Origin of the sequence: Sphingobacterium sp. UBA5789, assembly GCF_002418355.1 — a bacterium.
Taxonomy (GTDB): domain Bacteria; phylum Bacteroidota; class Bacteroidia; order Sphingobacteriales; family Sphingobacteriaceae; genus Sphingobacterium.
In genome coordinates this window covers 1,077,324-1,093,948 of the sequence record NZ_DIDX01000001.1, presented here as the reverse complement: position 1 = coordinate 1,093,948, position 16,625 = coordinate 1,077,324, and the positions used below count along the sequence as shown (strand labels likewise).

General features: G+C 39.1%; 12 protein-coding genes and 1 tRNA gene. 8 read left to right on the top strand and 5 right to left on the bottom strand.

Going from position 1 to position 16,625, the window contains the following annotated elements:
• Window positions 1-18: 18 nt before the first annotated feature.
• Complete coding sequence (locus B4B65_RS04685) at window positions 19-900, bottom strand: energy transducer TonB (protein ID WP_293913822.1); 882 nt, start codon at window positions 898-900, stop codon at window positions 19-21.
• A 182-nt stretch (window positions 901-1,082) separates the two neighbouring features.
• Here B4B65_RS04685 and B4B65_RS04680 point away from each other — a divergent pair, with 182 nt between their 5' ends.
• The gene (locus B4B65_RS04680) at window positions 1,083-2,039 is read left to right on the top strand and encodes an energy transducer TonB (protein ID WP_293913820.1); all 957 of its coding nucleotides are present in this window, start codon (window positions 1,083-1,085) and stop codon (window positions 2,037-2,039) included.
• 45 nt (window positions 2,040-2,084) lie between these two features.
• Window positions 2,085-2,951 (top strand): hypothetical protein, encoded by an 867-nt coding sequence (locus B4B65_RS04675; protein WP_293913818.1) that lies wholly within the window; start codon window positions 2,085-2,087, stop codon window positions 2,949-2,951.
• Window positions 2,952-2,971: 20 nt separating this feature from the next.
• Here the strand turns inward: B4B65_RS04675 and tsaD are convergent, their stop codons facing one another.
• A complete protein-coding gene (tsaD, locus tag B4B65_RS04670) occupies window positions 2,972-3,973 on the bottom strand; it encodes a tRNA (adenosine(37)-N6)-threonylcarbamoyltransferase complex transferase subunit TsaD (RefSeq protein ID WP_293913816.1) in 1,002 nt (333 codons plus the stop codon).
• A gap of 111 nt (window positions 3,974-4,084) precedes the next feature.
• Between tsaD and B4B65_RS04665 the strand changes: the two genes are divergently transcribed.
• On the top strand, window positions 4,085-8,419 hold the full coding sequence (locus B4B65_RS04665) for a translocation/assembly module TamB domain-containing protein (RefSeq protein WP_293913814.1): 4,335 nt from the start codon (window positions 4,085-4,087) through the stop codon (window positions 8,417-8,419).
• A gap of 200 nt (window positions 8,420-8,619) precedes the next feature.
• Here B4B65_RS04665 and tig read toward each other — a convergent pair whose 3' ends face one another.
• Window positions 8,620-9,945, bottom strand: coding sequence for a trigger factor (tig, locus tag B4B65_RS04660; RefSeq protein ID WP_293913812.1), 1,326 nt, complete (start codon window positions 9,943-9,945; stop codon window positions 8,620-8,622).
• A gap of 79 nt (window positions 9,946-10,024) precedes the next feature.
• Window positions 10,025-10,106 (bottom strand) — tRNA-Leu (locus B4B65_RS04655).
• A gap of 160 nt (window positions 10,107-10,266) precedes the next feature.
• Between B4B65_RS04655 and B4B65_RS04650 the strand changes: the two genes are divergently transcribed.
• The 5 genes from B4B65_RS04650 to B4B65_RS04630 all read left to right on the top strand — a co-directional run bounded on the left by B4B65_RS04650 (window position 10,267) and on the right by B4B65_RS04630 (window position 15,506).
• Window positions 10,267-10,884 carry a hypothetical protein gene (locus B4B65_RS04650; protein WP_002996640.1) on the top strand — a complete coding sequence of 206 codons (618 nt, stop codon included), beginning with the start codon at window positions 10,267-10,269 and terminating at the stop codon, window positions 10,882-10,884.
• Window positions 10,884-11,186, top strand: a complete 303-nt coding sequence (locus B4B65_RS04645; RefSeq protein ID WP_293913810.1) for a winged helix-turn-helix domain-containing protein — start codon at window positions 10,884-10,886, stop codon at window positions 11,184-11,186. Before B4B65_RS04650 ends, B4B65_RS04645 begins: the two co-directional genes overlap by 1 nt.
• Window positions 11,187-11,236: 50 nt before the next feature.
• The gene (locus B4B65_RS04640; protein ID WP_293913808.1) at window positions 11,237-11,764 is read left to right on the top strand and encodes a Coq4 family protein; all 528 of its coding nucleotides are present in this window, start codon (window positions 11,237-11,239) and stop codon (window positions 11,762-11,764) included.
• Complete coding sequence (creD, locus tag B4B65_RS04635; protein ID WP_293913806.1) at window positions 11,754-13,205, top strand: cell envelope integrity protein CreD; 1,452 nt, start codon at window positions 11,754-11,756, stop codon at window positions 13,203-13,205. The genes B4B65_RS04640 and creD overlap by 11 nt, the downstream gene beginning before the upstream one ends.
• Window positions 13,206-13,406: 201 nt before the next feature.
• Entirely contained in the window at window positions 13,407-15,506 is a 2,100-nt protein-coding gene (locus tag B4B65_RS04630; protein WP_293913804.1) for a S9 family peptidase, read from the top strand.
• 105 nt (window positions 15,507-15,611) lie between these two features.
• On the opposite strand, the gene B4B65_RS04625 is transcribed toward B4B65_RS04630, so the two are convergent.
• Window positions 15,612-16,559: an MlaD family protein gene (locus tag B4B65_RS04625; protein WP_201678049.1), complete on the bottom strand. Its 948-nt coding sequence runs from the start codon at window positions 16,557-16,559 to the stop codon at window positions 15,612-15,614.
• Between the last annotated feature and the right edge of the window lie 66 nt (window positions 16,560-16,625).

Genomic DNA, 16,625 nt, shown 5'->3' with positions numbered 1-16,625 from the left:
TGATGTACCGTTATCTGTTTATTGCTGGATAGTATTCAGGCGGATCGGAAGCGAATAGGCAACCCGTACCGGACGACCATTCTGTATTCCGGGGCTCCACTTTCTGGCCTTTTTCAGTAAGGCGACTGCAGCATCTCCGGTTCCGAAATTCAGATCGCGCCCTACTTTAATATCCGTCAGACTACCATCTTTCTCAATCACAAAGGACACCATCACTACACCATTGACACCCTGTTCAAGTGCTGCAGAAGGATACTGATAATTGTCTCCAACCCATTTCATAAAAGCTTTGATACCTCCTACTGGTTCGGGTTGAATTTCCAGAGCCACCATATCATGTACTTTATCGTCTCCCCCGCTCAGTGTACCTGATCCTTTTCCTGTTATCTCGCCATCTTTTTTCTTATCGCCAAACTCTCCTCTTGCGATAGCCGCTCCGCCAGGCATTGCTTTCAATGTAAGACGTGCAGGCGATTTCTTATCGTCTTTAAAGTCGTCCTGAGAAGCTACATCTTCTTTTGCTTTTCTGGCATCTACTACCGTCGGTTCCGGAAACCGGATCAAATCTACAGCCGGAGGGTCCTGAGCGATCTGTTTAGGCTGATTTTCTGCCGGAAGCGGATCTTCAATCTTTTCCTCCGGAATCTTTTCAACCAAATCATCAAGCGTCACAGGAGTAACTTCCACCGCAGGTGCAACATATTGCTCCCGGGGCATATGATCATAAGCGAATTTGCCCATACTACATAACAACACAACTGTAGACACGATTGCAATTCCATAATTTGTAGCCCTTGGAGACAACTGACGAAGCTCGTAAGCACCATAGGACTGATTCCGACCTTGAAAGATCACTTCCAGCCATTCCTTTTTGTAAATATTTAATTTAGATCCTAACATAACACAACGTTTAAAGTAAAACCATTTTATACGTTGATGCAATACGTTAAATCATTCCATAAAAACTTATCAATCTTTAGAAAAATAATTGCCACATTAAAAAAACGTTAATTCCTACAGCAATCTTTAAATAGATCATTATAATTATTAACTTTAAAAACCATATCAAATAAAGAAACTTTATGAAATTATTACTTGCTCTATTTTTCGTGTGTTGTTATTCTGCGGTTAATGCGCAACAGAATTTAGTTAATTATTTTAAGAAAAATAACGGACCGGCAAAAAAAGAAAATGCGTATTACTATAGAGTATTGAATATCCCTGAAAGCAACTTAGATACTATTTTCATAAAAGAATTCTATGTGAACGGGAATAAACCAAAATTGACTGCTAAAACAAAAAAGATCCAGAACCCGACTACCTATTATGGAAATGTGTATCGCTACTATGAAAACGGAAATCTGGCCTCTAAAGAGTATTACAGTACTGATGGTATAGCAATAGATTCTGCATTCTATTATTATCCGGAAGGTCAACTCAAAGATGTATGGTATTACAATTCGGTCTATGAAAATGATAAGACAAAAGTAAAAGACTCACTTTACATCAAACACTTTGACACTACAGGCAAGTTAGTGCTAAAAGATGGTAACGGATCTGCAACCTCCTATTGGGATAAAGATACAGAGTCAGGAGAATATGTAAATCATAAGAAAAACGGTCTGTGGAAAGGCACATTCAATGATAAAAAATACCGCTTTGAAGAACAGTACAATGCCGGTAAACTGGTAAAAGGAACAACTTATGATTCCTTAAATAATGAGACGCTTTATACACAACAGGAAATAGCTCCTGAATATCCCGGTGGTATCAGAAGTCTGATGCAAAAAGTCGCCAACACCTTTAAATATTCCCGTGAAATGATGGATAATAACATTAACGGAACTGTCATCATCTCTTTTGTGGTCAGAAAAGACGGTAAGGTTGACAATATCGAAATTGAGAAAGACTTAGGATATGGATCAGGAGAAGCCGGTGTAAGAGTAGTAGAAAATCTCAGAAAATGGTCACCTGGAATACAAAGAGGAATTCCGGTCAATGTCAGATACCGACTTCCCATCCGATTAAATATACAATAACAAGAACGAATAAAAATACTATTTTAGCCCTATACATTACATTTTATGCTTAAGAATTCAATAAAATTTAGTTTAATCCTGGCTGCTGTATTCCTTACTTTCGGATGTCAGCAAAAACAAAAAACAGCAGACAGCAATACTGCAGACAGTCCTGCAAAAGACAGCATAGTTACAACTACTAATGAAGATGTAATTGCTTTTGGCTTTTTAGATTCCTTAGGCAAGCATATTCTTACACTGGAACAGGATTCTCTGCCCCATCCGGAGCAATATAATCTAGTCCTTAATGAGCAAGGAAAAGAATCTCCGGTTCAATACAAAGGATTTCAGAAGTCAACAGATGGTGATAACGGAAGACAAACTGCCGACAATTTTGATAAAAGTGCAGGTTTTCTTTATCAATTAAAAGAAAACAAATTGACCTCCTCCACCGTAGCTGTCGTGCTGACAGACAACGCCTTTCTTTCTTCCAGGAAAGTAATGATCCCCCATAATGCAAAAGATGCAAGTACTATGCCTGCTGCTGTTCAGAAATTAGTTAATGCGAAGAATCGTAAAGTTAAAAATTTCAAAAATATAGCTCAGCTTGATGAAAAAACATTAATCAGTATTGTCGAATTTGAAGTTAAAAATGATTCAGCTCTGGCAGTATTAGTTTACTCTTCACCTGAAAAGACAATCACTCAGGAATATAAAGCTAAATATGACGATATAAGCACCTGGCGTGTAGATGACGGAGGAGAATTCAATATGGATTACACCGATATCCTTTATGCATTCGTACATAATGGTAATATAGAACTCGTCCTATCGGATACGGGAGCAGAGGGCTATAATGTAACCTATCTGAAAGAACAGGCTGGCGTATTTGTTGTTGCCAAAGAATCCTATGGCTATTCCGCCCCTTTCTAAAATGAATAAGGAAATAGCGCCTACAGATGCAAACGCGCTAAAGGCGCTACTTCCTGACCTACAAAATCCTGTTTAAGATATTTGTGATAACCTGCAATAGCTATCATTGCTGCGTTATCTGTACAATATTCAAATTTAGGGATAAACACATTCCACTTGTAGCGTTCACCCATTGCCAACAAAGCGCTACGCAGACCGGAATTAGCAGAAACCCCACCTGCAATTGCTATATCTTTGATACCTGTCTGCTTTGCGGCTTTTCTGACTTTATTCAGCAATATAGAAACAATTCTGGCCTGAACAGAGGCACATACATCCTTAAGATTTTCCTGAAGAAAATCAGGGTTTTCTTTTTCGTGCTTCTGTACAAGATAGAGAATAGCAGTTTTGAGTCCTGAAAAACTAAAATTCAGATCAGCAATCTGAGGTTCAGGAAGTGCAAACGCATCCGGATTTCCTTCCTGTGCATATTTGTCTACCAACGGTCCTCCGGGGTAGGGAAGTTGCAGAATTTTGGCAGTCTTATCAAAAGCCTCTCCTGCGGCATCGTCCAGAGTTTCGCCCAGCAACTCCATTTCAAAGTAATCCTTTACCAACACAATTTGTGTATGACCCCCCGAAACGGTAAGACATAAAAATGGAAAAGAAGGTTTGGGATCTTCAATAAAATGAGCTAAAATATGAGCCTGCATATGATTGATATCAATCAACGGAATATTTCGGGCCAATGCGAAAGACTTTGCGAAAGAAGTACCGACTAAAAGTGACCCTAATAATCCCGGTCCACGTGTAAAAGCTACTGCATCTATCTCATTTTTGTGTATTTTTGCTTCACGTATAGCTTGATCTACCGTAGGAATGATATTTTGCTGATGCGCACGTGATGCAAGTTCGGGAACTACTCCACCGTATTTTGCGTGAACGGCCTGTCCGGCAATAATATTTGACTTAATTTCACCGTCTATACATATGGATGCTGATGTTTCATCACATGAAGATTCGATACCCAAAATAATGGCCATAGCTAAGGAAGTAACTTTTAAATAGGATACAAAGTTATCAAAAAAATAATTAAAATAACGCTGATCACTCTTGCAGGCATTACTGTCTTGCTTGCCTTATTTGTATTTTCTTTGCAATATAAACCCGTACAAACCTATCTTGCGAAAAAAGCAGCATCCTACCTTAGCAAAGAATTAAACGCCTCCATAACCATCCAAAGCATCTACTTTAAACCGTTCTCTTCCCTCGTACTTGAGAATCTCAAAATTAAGGACAGTATCGGACAGACTATTCTCTACACGGAGCAGTTAGCTGCAGATGTGAAACTCACGGAGCTCTGGCAGAATAAGATCACCATTGAAAAGATCTATTCCAAAAATACGTTCATTGATTTCGAAATATACAAGGACAGCACTAACTTTTCTTTTCTCATCAACTACTTTTCTCCGAAGAAAAAGCAAAAAAAGAAACCTTCAAAAAAGATGGAGCTAGTGCTCCAAAGTATTATTCTGGAAAACAATCATCTGAAAATCGTCAACAACACAAAAAAACATTACAAATACGGGGTAGATTATGGAAATCTGGATATCACAGCCTTATCCGGTACATTTGATCAGATCAAATTAGATTCAGGCGCTATGAGTGCCGTTATCCGTAAACTCAGCCTCCAGGAAAAATCAGGACTGCATCTAAAGGAACTATCGGCTAATGCCTTCTACGGAAAAAAGAGAATGGAGTTTACTGATCTCAAACTGGTAACCAACCGGTCCAGACTTACCGATTATATAAAATTTGAATACGACAGCCTCGCCGACTTCAGTGATTTCATGGAAAAGGTGCGTGTAAAAGCCCGGTTCCGCAACTCATTTGTATCTTCTAAAGACATTGAATACTTTGCTACGGACATGAAATATGTGCAATTCGATGTCCTCATTCCCCAAGCCAATCTTCATGGAACGGTAGCCGATATCCACGCCAAAAATACGCTGATGCGCATGGGCAGAAATACGGAACTTGCTGGAGATTTTACAGTAAAAGGATTGCCGGAAATCAATAAAACTGTATTTGGATTTAATTTAACCTCCTTAAAAACTAATGCTAAGGATCTAGAGAACATTATACCACTTCTGGGCAATATGAAGTCTTTCAAACTGCCGAAGATCGTTCATCAGCTTGAAAACATTGCGTATAAAGGACGCTTCGATGGATATTACAACGATTTCAAAGCACACGGATCATTTAGAACAGCATTGGGTGACTTAAAAACAGAAAGCCATATTAACCTCAAAAAAGGTCTTTCCTATGACGGCCATATACAATCTCCAGAATTTGCTGTGCACAGTGTAGTACCTGTTAAAGATCTTGGCAAAACCGGCTTTGACCTTACATTTGACGGAGAAGGAACAGACTTCAAAACGTTAGATCTAAAGGTAAAGGGTCATCTGGAACGCATAAAATTCAAGGACTATACCTATAACCGGCTAGATATTGACGGAGATATTGCAGATGAATTTTTACATATATCCGGAAAATTAGATGATCGCAATGCTACCCTGGCTTTCAGCACAGATATAGACTGGAAAAAGGACTCTCCTACTTACTTGCTGAATGCGCAGATAGAAAACACCAATTTATTCGCTATCAATCTTTTCAAAAAAGATACTATAAATATCCACAACACAAGTCTGACTACTAATCTGCAGGGCAACAATCTGAATAATCTGATCGGTAAACTGGAAGCAAAAGACATTCATTTTACCACTTCCAAAGGAACGTTCAATATTGCGTTTCTGGATTTCGACGCAGCCGGCAATCAGGAAGACCGTAATCTGGTTTTACATTCGGATGTATTGGATGTAAATCTTAAAGGTGAAATTGATCTTACGACGATCGGATCTTATTTCAGATCCCTCGCCATGCGCTATGCTCCGGCCATAGGATTTGAGACAAAGCCTTACAATAAGCAGAATTTCGATTTATTTCTGAATGTAAAATCATTCAATCCCATTGCCTCTTTCCTGGATCCGAATCTTACATTAGAGGACGGAGCCACCCTCAACGCAAACTTCTCTTCCGAAGATTATACGGCCCAGTTTCAGGCTTACAGCCCTGTGGTAAGATATAACGGAATAAAGCTCACCAATCTGATTATTGAAGAAAACGCAAATCAGGAAGCCCTGGCTTTAATGATTACGGCCGACCGTCTGAATCTCTCTGACAGCGCGTATATCAACAACATCAATCTGACTAATATCCTTTCTAAAGACAGTCTGCTCTTTAATGTCAAATTATCACAGCAGTCTTCTCCTAATTATCTGGATCTGAACGGGAATATATTATTTGCACATAATAAGCCTGCATATATAAATTTCTCTCCTTCTACAGTTCAGATCAACAGAGAAGAATGGAATATCAATCAGGATGCCCAGGTAAGGATTTCTAAAGGAAAGGTCTACATGGAAAATCTTAAACTGAGTCAGGGGGAGCAGGAGATCAAAGTGGACGGAGCGATGTCCGATGAGAACGACAAGATCAACTTCGCTTTCAATAATTTCGGATTAGCCTCACTGGACGGTTTCACAAAGCCAATGGGTATTGCGATGCAAGGTAAAGTAAACGGTAATCTGCAGATCAATTCATTATTCAAAAAACCATATTTCAATGCCGATCTCAAGACCAGCCCCATTGTATACAACGGATTGCCGATTGGCCAGTTGAAATTAATGGCAACCTATAATCCGGAGGGAAGTCTGGTCGATCTGGACGTAGATCTGGCAGACGGAATAAATAAACAGCTTAAACTGGATGGCACCTATAATATCGGGGATGATAAAAATGCAGTTGATATTTCAGGTAAACTCGTCAATACCGATTTAATTATATTTCAACCGTTTTTACGGAATCTGGTTTCCGATTTACATGGTTCTGTATCTGGAGATATCAGTGTAAAAGGCTATATCAATAAGCCGGAAATAAGTGCTGTCACACGTTTTAAAGATGCATCCTTTGTTGTTAATTATCTGAAGACACCTTACAGAGTCTCGGATGATGAAGTACAGGTGTCCAAAAATCATATCGTACTCAACAATCTGAAAATATTTGATCCTAACAATCACGAAGCAATAGCCAACGGTTATATTGATCTGAATAAACTTTCCGATCCGCGAATAGATGTAGATGTCAGCACGCAGAATTTTCTTGTCCTTAATACTACTTATAAAGACAACAATCTCTATTATGGAACAGCATATGCCACGGGAACATTTAAATTCAACGGACTCACCTCCGCTATGAAAATTGATATTCGTGCCAAGTCCAATGAGAATACAACATTTACGATACCATTCAATAGTTCGATGACTGTCTCGGAGAGCGACTTTATATATTTTATCAGTCCCGATTCAGCAGAAAACCGTAAAAAGAACCACCGCAACAACTTTCAAGGGTTAAGTATGAATATGGACCTGAATATAACCCCCGATGCAGAAGTCAATCTGCAGACAGATCTAGGTTCATTAAAAGGAAGAGGTACAGGCGCTCTGAATCTGAAGATATCCAGTCTGGGTGATTTTGAAATGTTCGGCGATTATGTAGTGAGTTCGGGCAAGTTCAACTTTACAGCACAGGATTTTATCAATAAGATCTTCGATATGAAAGAAGGTGGTACTATCCGTTGGGCCGGGAATCCGAGTGAGGCAATAATCAACCTCAGTGCCGTATATGAGCAAAGAACGTCAGTAGCTCCCCTCTATAATGCGGCAGGCCGTTCATCAACCAGAGATCAGCGCGTGCTTGCGCAGGCAGATATGATCCTGAAAGGAAATCTCACCAAACCGGATATAAGTTTTGCATTGACCTTTCCACAGGATCCGTACATCAATGACGAACTGCAGGGATATCTGACAGATGCCAACAATGTCAATCAGCAAGCTATGAGTCTTATTGTAAGGCGCAGCTTTACACCAGGATCGTCCACAGAATTTGGAAAAGAAGTGAACAACACTTTGCTATCCGCAGGAACTGAGATTGCGTTCAATCAGTTGAATACAATTATTTCGCAATCGCTGAACATCAACTTCTTTGATCTTAATATTCGTTCCCTTAATGACGCTTCGGCATCTCTGCGCTTCTTTAATGACAGACTCATCATTACAGGTGGTGTTACAGACAGAAGAAATCTGCAACTCAACGATTTGAATGTATTCTCCAATGAAGTTGCGACAGACGCTGAACTTTCCTATCGTCTGCGTAAAGATGGAAGTCTGATCCTGCGGGCATCTAACCGGCTTAATACACGAAATTTCCTTCTGTTAGGGATGGACAATGATTACATCAGCGCCGCAGGATTGGTCTACAGACAGGAATTCAACAGCTTTTCCGAATTTTTCAAACGCATGATATTCTGGAGACGATTTGAAGAAGAAACCAATCCTAAGAAAAAAGAATCTCAAAAACCCACTAAATAAGGCTCAAAGATCGGAGTCTGGCAAGCAGTATTCAATAATATAATCTACTTACAGCGGATAACTTCAAGCCGGGTAAACTTTCTGCAGCACTGCAAAGTGTAAGACTTAAAGTCGAGCCTGTTTAATTCAGCAATACAAGCTCAAAACAAAGCCGGCCTTTCGAGTAGGAAAGGCCGGCTTGAGTATATATTAAAATAAGCTTATGCTAATTTTTCAAATTTATCGTAATCGATTTTCTTTGATTTCAATTTTACAACTGTTTTCAGGTGATCGAATACTTTAAGAGCTTTTGCCTCTTCGAACAGACGGTTAGCCTGCTCTCTGTCCTGCAACATCTGAATAGCATATTGTGACAATTGCTCATCAGCAGGTTCTTCATTGATGTTATACATCTTGATTTGAGCGTAGATACGTTCTTTAGCAAGATTGATAACCTCATCATATTTTACTTCTAAGTTGTTAGCAGTAACGATACGGTTTTCAATAATAGTCCATTTCAGGTTATTGATAAAGTCAGCAAAACCTTCTTCAAGCTCTTGTTCAGTGATGTTAGGATTAGTTGCTTTCAACCATCTTTTCAGAAATTCTTCAGGGAATTTCACATCAACTTTCTCCATACCGAAAGTATAAAGATCGTTACGCAGTTTCTGAGCAGAATTTTGTTTGAACAAGTTTTCAACTTCTTCTGTTACTTTTTCTTTGAAAACTTCCTCTGTAGTTACTTCACCTGCAGGGAATAATTTATCAAAGAATTCCTGATTCAATTCCGATTCTTCAAGACGGTTGATATTTTTAACAGTCAATTCGAATTTAGCAGGTGCAATTGCTTCAGCTTCTTCTTCAGTAATACCCAAGATACGAGCTAAATCAGCTGCCTTGAAAGCTTTTTTCACATCGATCTTTACGGTATCATCTTTTTTAAGACCTGACAAAGATTTTTTGATCTTAGCGTCTTCGATGATATCTGTACGAACGGACGTAGTTTTTTCGATACCCTCTTCACCTTCTTGTTTTAACGTAGCGTACAATACATCTCCTTCTTCTGATACTTCAGGATTTGTCATTTTTCCGTAGCTGCGACGAAGATTCTTGATACGGGATTCTAATGTTTCCGTATCAGCTTTGATATCGTATTCTGTGAATTCAGTTTCTTTAGTGAAAGGAGTTTCAAATTCAGGTGCTAAACCAATTTCATAAGTGAAGTTGAACGAATCTTTGAAATCCCAGTTGTAGTTTACTTCTTCATCAATTGGAAGAGGTTGTCCCAATACTTCCAGTTTGTTTTCTGAAATATACTCTGCAATTTTATCATTCACCACCTTATTGACTTCGTCAAATAAGATTGATTTACCGTATGTTCTTCTGATATGACCAGTAGGAACCATTCCCGGACGGAAACCTGGTAATTTAGCTTTTTTAGCCTGATCTTTTATTGCCTTATCAACCTGTGGGTTGTAATCTTCTGGTGCTAAATCTACTGTGATGTTAGCGTTGATGTCGTCAATCTTCTTGTGAGAAACTTTCATACTTTATTCTAAGCGTTTAATCGCATTATTTTTTTAAAAAAAAATCCTCCCGATGTTTAATTTTCGGGAGGACATCAAGTGCGGAAGAAGGGACTCGAACCCCCACGCCTTGCGGCGCCAGATCCTAAGTCTGGTGCGGCTACCAATTACGCCACTTCCGCGGTTAGGACTTTTATTGTGGCACAAAGATAGAAACCAAAACGATATCCTGCAAGTATTTTCAAACTATTTTTTGAATATTTTTTCAATCTAAAATAAAATCAAAAAAGTTTTTTGCATAATTCATTATTATTCATTTACTTTGAAAAACAAAGTACTTTTATGAAGCAAGAAGATTTAATAAAAGATATTGCGCAAATACGCTCTTTGATGGAAAAATCAACAAAGTTTATTTCCATTAGCGGCATTTCAAGCATCCTTATTGGTATATATGCACTTATCGGTGCAGCTTATGCGTACTACGAAGTCTATGGATTCGATAGTGTGATGGGCTACAGAGATCATTATGTCAATGAACCTTCTATTATTAGTAAGCTATTAATTACGGCAGTGCTTGTCCTGGCAGCTTCTATTACTACTGGTCTTGTCATGGCCAAACGTAAAGCGAAGATCCATCAGCAATCGATCTGGAATCAGACAAGCAGATCATTATTATTTGCGGTAGCAGTTCCGTTGCTGACAGGAGGTATATTTGCATTGCTACTTATAGCAAGAGGTATGATGCTGGCGGTAGCTTCTACCCTGCTGATCTTTTATGGCCTGGCATTAGTAGCAGGAGGAAACTTCACTTTTAAAGAAATCAGGTGGCTGGGAATTTGCGAAATCGGATTAGGATTACTTGCTTTGCTGTTTCCCGGCTACGGAATTGTTTTTTGGGCTTTAGGATTCGGTGTCCTTCATATTATTTATGGAGTCATCGTCCATAAAAAATATGAATAGTGAATATCAACTTAGATTTATACGATAAAATATTAGAAAATAAAGTCCGCTTACAGATCATGAGTGTGCTGGTTGCAAATCTGGAATATGATTTCAGTTCGCTGAAAATGCTGCTGGATGTGACAGACGGCAATTTAGCTTCAAACCTCAAAACTTTGGAAAAAGAAGGATATATAGAGGTTTTCAAGACATTTATCGATCGTAAGCCTAATACACGCTACAGGAAGACGACCAAAGGACAGACGGCCTTTGAGAATCACCTGACTGCTCTTGAAAAGTTAATAAAACAACAGTACAAATAATTTTTTTACTCAACAACTTTGAATTTCAAAGTACTTTTAATAAAAGAAAAATGAAAATCAGATTGAAATTAATGGTTTGGATGTACGAGTGGACACAACTTGTTTACCGACATGTATTCAAGCGGCACAAACAGCCGTGGGGAATTAGTAAAGAGGCTTTTCTCTCCTATCCGGCAGATTCACTCGGACATCATCTTGGTCTGTTTTATCAACAGAAAGGGTTCGATATTATTCCCAAACTGGAAAACCACGATGTATTCCATCTTATCACTGAAACAGATACAGAGATTCAGGATGAAGTCAGTCTGCAGTTTCTTTTACTTGGCAACGGAAAGATCAGTCTCTATCTCTTGTGTTCACTTGTATTAGGCGTAATGGTTTATCCTGAATACGTACCGGACTATATACGACATTTTACGAAAGGAAGTAAAATGCAAAAATTCTATCACCTCGACTTTAAACAACTTTTATATATCCCTATAGCGGATATCAGGCAATCTATACATTTCGATGCCTCTTATTATTTAAAACATTATACTTTATTCACCCCTTATCACACACAACATTATGGAAACTAAAGAAGTCTCATTTTTAGAAAAAATCATGCAATCAGTTGCTGTAAAACTGATCATGATATTGGTACTTACGCTGATTATGCTTATACCTATGCATTGGATTAGTGAACTTATTGACGAAAGAAAGTACCGGGAACAAGAGGTCAATTCGGAAATCGCACTTAAGTGGGGAAAGCAACAGGTCATAGGTACACCTGTACTGGCTATCCCGTACACAAAAATCGCTGATCAGATATCAGAAAAAAAAATACAGAATACTGAAGTAAAGGTTATCGAAAAGGTAAAGCTGACAGAGTGGATATTTTTACTTCCCAACCATGTCAAGATAGACAGTAAAGTCAGTCCAGAACCGCTCAAGCGAGGTATATACAAGGTAGTGGTGTACAATACCAAACTTAATATTTCGGGAGATTTTGATTCGCTGAACCTTTCTAAATTAAAGATCGCCCCGGCAGACGTCAATTGGGATCAGGCCCGTGTGGTATTCGGTGTAGAGGATTTCAAAGGTTTGAAAGCTACACCTCAGTTTACCTGGAAAGATCAGAAATTAGAACTGGAACCTGACTTTAACAATCTGACACTTTTCAGCCAGAGTCTGACAGCTCCTGTTGCTATCGCGAATGAGAAGGACAGCAAGCAGAATTTCAATATTTCCTTTGATCTGAAAGGATCCAAGTCGCTCAACTTTCTTCCATTAGCAGCACAGACTGATATTTCCATTTCAGGAAACTGGTCTAATCCCAGCTTTAACGGCGCATTTCTTCCGGAAGACAGACAAGTCGGAGCGAATAATTTTTCTGCAAAATGGAGTATACCAAGTTTTAGCCGGAAACTTCCACAGTCATGGACCGGAACTGCTGAAACACTGTACAAATTTTATAGCGATATAGAAGAAACTCAGTACAGTGCTACCACTATGCCTGAACCAACATCGTCCACAACGTATACGCAACAAACATTGACCAATGACGATATGGTATCCGTAAACTTTTTACCGGAGGTAAATCAATATCAGAAAACAACCCGGGTAGCCAAATATGGTATACTCGTGATTCTGCTGACATTTACGGCTTTGTTATTTACAGAAATTGTAAAAAAACAACGTATACATATTATCCAGTATATTCTTATAGGAGCGGCTATGGCTCTCTTTTATTCACTTTTACTTGCGTTAAGTGAGCAGATGGGATTTAATATTGCTTATGTACTTGCAGCGCTTGCCACTGTAGGATTGATTGCTGCATTTATCAAAGGTGTCACAAAAGACAACAAGACAGCAGCAATTTTTGCAGGCATACTCAGCACATTCTACGTTTTTATTTTCGTGCTTATGCAATTACGCGATCTGTCTCTTATTGTCGGTACTATAGGCATGTTTGTCATACTGGCTGTACTGATGCGTTTGTCCACAAAGATCAATTGGTATCAATTTGACAATAAATAAAAGTGCGGTGTTTAATTTAATAGTGATGTGATTTTAGCCATTTCCTCTCTGAGGAAGTGGCTATTACATCTTTTAGCATTACAATGATTTTTTTCAAAATATATCTCACGGCTATTCATATACTGATTAGGCATAAATGATCCGTTTTATTTAAGTTATTAAAGCCTTTTAGTAACTTGCGGTTCATTTATTCTAGTATTTATGAAGAAACATATATTAGCTGTAGCTATGGTTTCGGTTTCAGGTTTTACGCTTGCTCAGTCAGGGCCGGAGTTAAAAACAGACAAATCTTTAATCGATCAACGCATGGCACATCAATCCAACACAACAGCACTTACACCGGAACTTTTATGGAAGTTAGGGCGTGTATCCGCAGAAGGACTGACAGCAGATGGTAAAACACTTATCTACGCAGTCTCGCAGTACAACTTTGAGCAGAACAGTTCGGAGAGAAATCTTTTTTCTGTAGCAGCAACCGGAGGAAAAGCAGTTCCCTTTTCTCAGGAAAAAGGAGGTGAATCAGTAGTACATATTGCGGAAAACGGAGATGTGATCTATCTTTTAAAGGGCCAGCTCTGGAAAAAAAATATCAGTGGAGGTACAGCAACACAGCTGACAAAGGGAGAGCTGGAACTGGAAAATGTTAAATTTTCACCGGACGGCAAATATATTTTATTCAGCCAGGCTGTTTTAATTAAAAAATACCACAGTCCGGATCGTTACCCTGATCTTCCAAAGTCAGATGCCTATGTATTTGACAATCTGGATTACCGTCACTGGGATACTTTCAATAATGGAAAATTCAACCATCCTTTTGTAGCTACATATGATAATGGAGTGATTGGAGAACCTGTAGATCTTTTACAGGATGAACCTTATTACAGCCCTCAGATGCCTTTTGGCGGAGCGGAAGATTTCGCCTGGTCTCCCGATAGTAAAGCAGTTCTCTACGTTTCAAAGAAAAAATTCGGAACAGACTATGCTGTCAGCACTAATACAGATATCTATCGCTATGACCTGTCCAGCAAACAGACAACCAATCTGACAGTAGGGATGAACGGTTATGATACCAATCCAACTTACAGTCCGAATGGACAGATGCTCACCTGGCTCAGCATGAAGACGGAAGGTTATGAAGCAGATAAGAATGACATTGTGTTATTTGACAAATCCAGTTCACAACGACTTAATCTTACTGCACACTGGGACGGAACAGTGAATTCATTTACATGGAGTAAAGATAACCGCAAAATTTATTTTACAGCTCCTGTCAAAGGAACAGTACAATTATTCGAACTTACAGTCCCTGCAAATTTAAAAACAAAAGCATTCCCTCAGATCCAACAAATCAGCTCAGGAGAGTTTGATATAACAGGTATAGTTGGACAGAGTGACAATGCACTGATCGTCACTTCGACTAAACTGACACATGCCCCGGAAGTATACCGTTATGATCTTAGTAAAAAAGACCTGAAGCCAGTCACCACTGTAAATGATGAGTTGTATACGGGTATTTATACGAATAAAGTGACTTCCCGTGTCACCAAGACTTCAGATGGTAAAGATTTGTTTTCGTGGGTAGTCTATCCTCCGGATTTTGATCCTGCAAAAAAATATCCGACTATTCTGTATTGTGAAGGAGGCCCTCAATCTGCCTTGACTCAATTTTACTCTTTCCGCTGGAATCTACAACTGATTGCATCTCAGGGTTATATTGTCATTGCTCCGAATCGCCGTGGAATGCCGGGTTGGGGTGAAAAATGGAATGCCGATATTTCCAAAGACTGGGGAGGTCAGCCTATCCGGGATTACCTTGCGGCAATCGATGATATTTCGAAAGAACAATATGTAGACACTACACGTCGCGGAGCTATTGGCGCAAGCTATGGCGGGTATTCGGTTTATATGCTGGCCGGTGTACACCAAAACCGTTTCAAATCATTTATTGCGCATAATGGTCTGTTTGATATGCGAAGCTGGTACGGCACCACTGAAGAATTATTTTTTGCAAATCACGACCTGGGTGGTCCATACTGGGACAAAGCAAATGATAAGACCTACCATCAGTTCAATCCTATTGAATATGCCAACAACTGGAATACGCCAATCCTGATTTTTCAGGGAGGTAAAGACTACCGTGTACCTGTCGGACAGGGCTTAGCTGCGTTTCAACTGGCACAATTGAAGAAAATAAAAAGCCGTCTGGTATATCTCCCGGACGAAAATCACTGGGTACTATCCGGACATAATGCTCAAGTATGGCAACGTGAGTTCTTTGGCTGGCTCAAAGAAACCTTATAAAAAAGTAAAAGGTCCCGAAATTTCGGGACCTTTTACTTTTTTAGACATCTGTATCAGAAATATTCATCTCATTTTCTTTCCTTCAACGGAAAGACCTCAACAGAATTATTTTGTATCTCTCTTTCCGAAAATCGAAAGTCTGATATACTTTCCAGGATGATTCTTCACATCCTTAATCAGATTATCCAGTTCCTCAGAAGCACTGTTGAGATTATTATATAACTTATCATCATTAAGTAGCAGACTGATCGAACCGTCACCATTATTTATCTTATTCGTTATATCCTGTACATCCTGCATGGCCTTATTCGCTTTATCTACAGTAGACTTGATTTCGATTTTGGCCATCTGATCAGATACATTGTCCAGGTTATTCATGATATGATCCAGTTTCTTACCGTTATTTTTAAAGTTCACGGTGATCGACTCCAGATTGGCCATGATTCTTCCCAGACGCGCCTTTTCAGTGCCTAGTAATCCATTTACTTCACCAGTAATCCCCTCTATATTCTTCATGGTTACGGAGATGCTGTGTACACTTCTCTTCACGTCTTTTTGAAAATCTTTATCCAGAATAGCATTTACCGCTACCAGCACAGAGTCCATCCGGGCGGCGATATTCTCTACTTTCTTCTGCAAAGGTTCTACCTTTTCCATCAGATTCTGCTGCACATCAGATGTCAGCGGATCACCGTCATTAGCTAAAGTGGTACTATTTCCCAAATTAAATACAATAATCTTGCTTCCCAACAGGTCTGCACTCATAATCCGGGCAACGGTATTGGAAGGAATTTCGTATTCTTTCTTAATCTTAAATTCTGTTCGGATCTGCCCGTCCGGCATTAGTGTCATTTTAGACACGCGCCCTATCTGATAACCATTGACCATTACAGGTTTTGATACAGCCAGACCATCCACATTTCCGTACACCGTATAAAATGTATTTTCACTACTGAAAACATCATTTCCTTTCAAAAAACTATATCCAATAAACAGTAACGCAATGGCAACAATTGTCAATGCCCCTACTTTGGTCTCATTTGCTATTTTCAAAATCGTACTATATTACAAACTAAAAAGAAATTAAAACTACTTCTTACAACAGTCGAAGATACTAAT

What these genes read in the sequence shown, in the direction of transcription:
- B4B65_RS04680 (WP_293913820.1), top strand. Translation starts at nt 1,083, where the DNA reads ATGAAATTATTACTTGCTCTATTTTTCGTGTGTTGTTATTCTGCGGTT.
- B4B65_RS04685 (WP_293913822.1), bottom strand. Translation starts at nt 900, where the DNA reads ATGTTAGGATCTAAATTAAATATTTACAAAAAGGAATGGCTGGAAGTG.
- B4B65_RS04640 (WP_293913808.1), top strand. Translation starts at nt 11,237, where the DNA reads ATGAAAATCAGATTGAAATTAATGGTTTGGATGTACGAGTGGACACAA.
- creD (WP_293913806.1), top strand. Translation starts at nt 11,754, where the DNA reads ATGGAAACTAAAGAAGTCTCATTTTTAGAAAAAATCATGCAATCAGTT.
- tig (WP_293913812.1), bottom strand. Translation starts at nt 9,945, where the DNA reads ATGAAAGTTTCTCACAAGAAGATTGACGACATCAACGCTAACATCACA.
- B4B65_RS04630 (WP_293913804.1), top strand. Translation starts at nt 13,407, where the DNA reads ATGAAGAAACATATATTAGCTGTAGCTATGGTTTCGGTTTCAGGTTTT.
- B4B65_RS04650 (WP_002996640.1), top strand. Translation starts at nt 10,267, where the DNA reads ATGAAGCAAGAAGATTTAATAAAAGATATTGCGCAAATACGCTCTTTG.
- tsaD (WP_293913816.1), bottom strand. Translation starts at nt 3,973, where the DNA reads ATGGCCATTATTTTGGGTATCGAATCTTCATGTGATGAAACATCAGCA.
- B4B65_RS04675 (WP_293913818.1), top strand. Translation starts at nt 2,085, where the DNA reads ATGCTTAAGAATTCAATAAAATTTAGTTTAATCCTGGCTGCTGTATTC.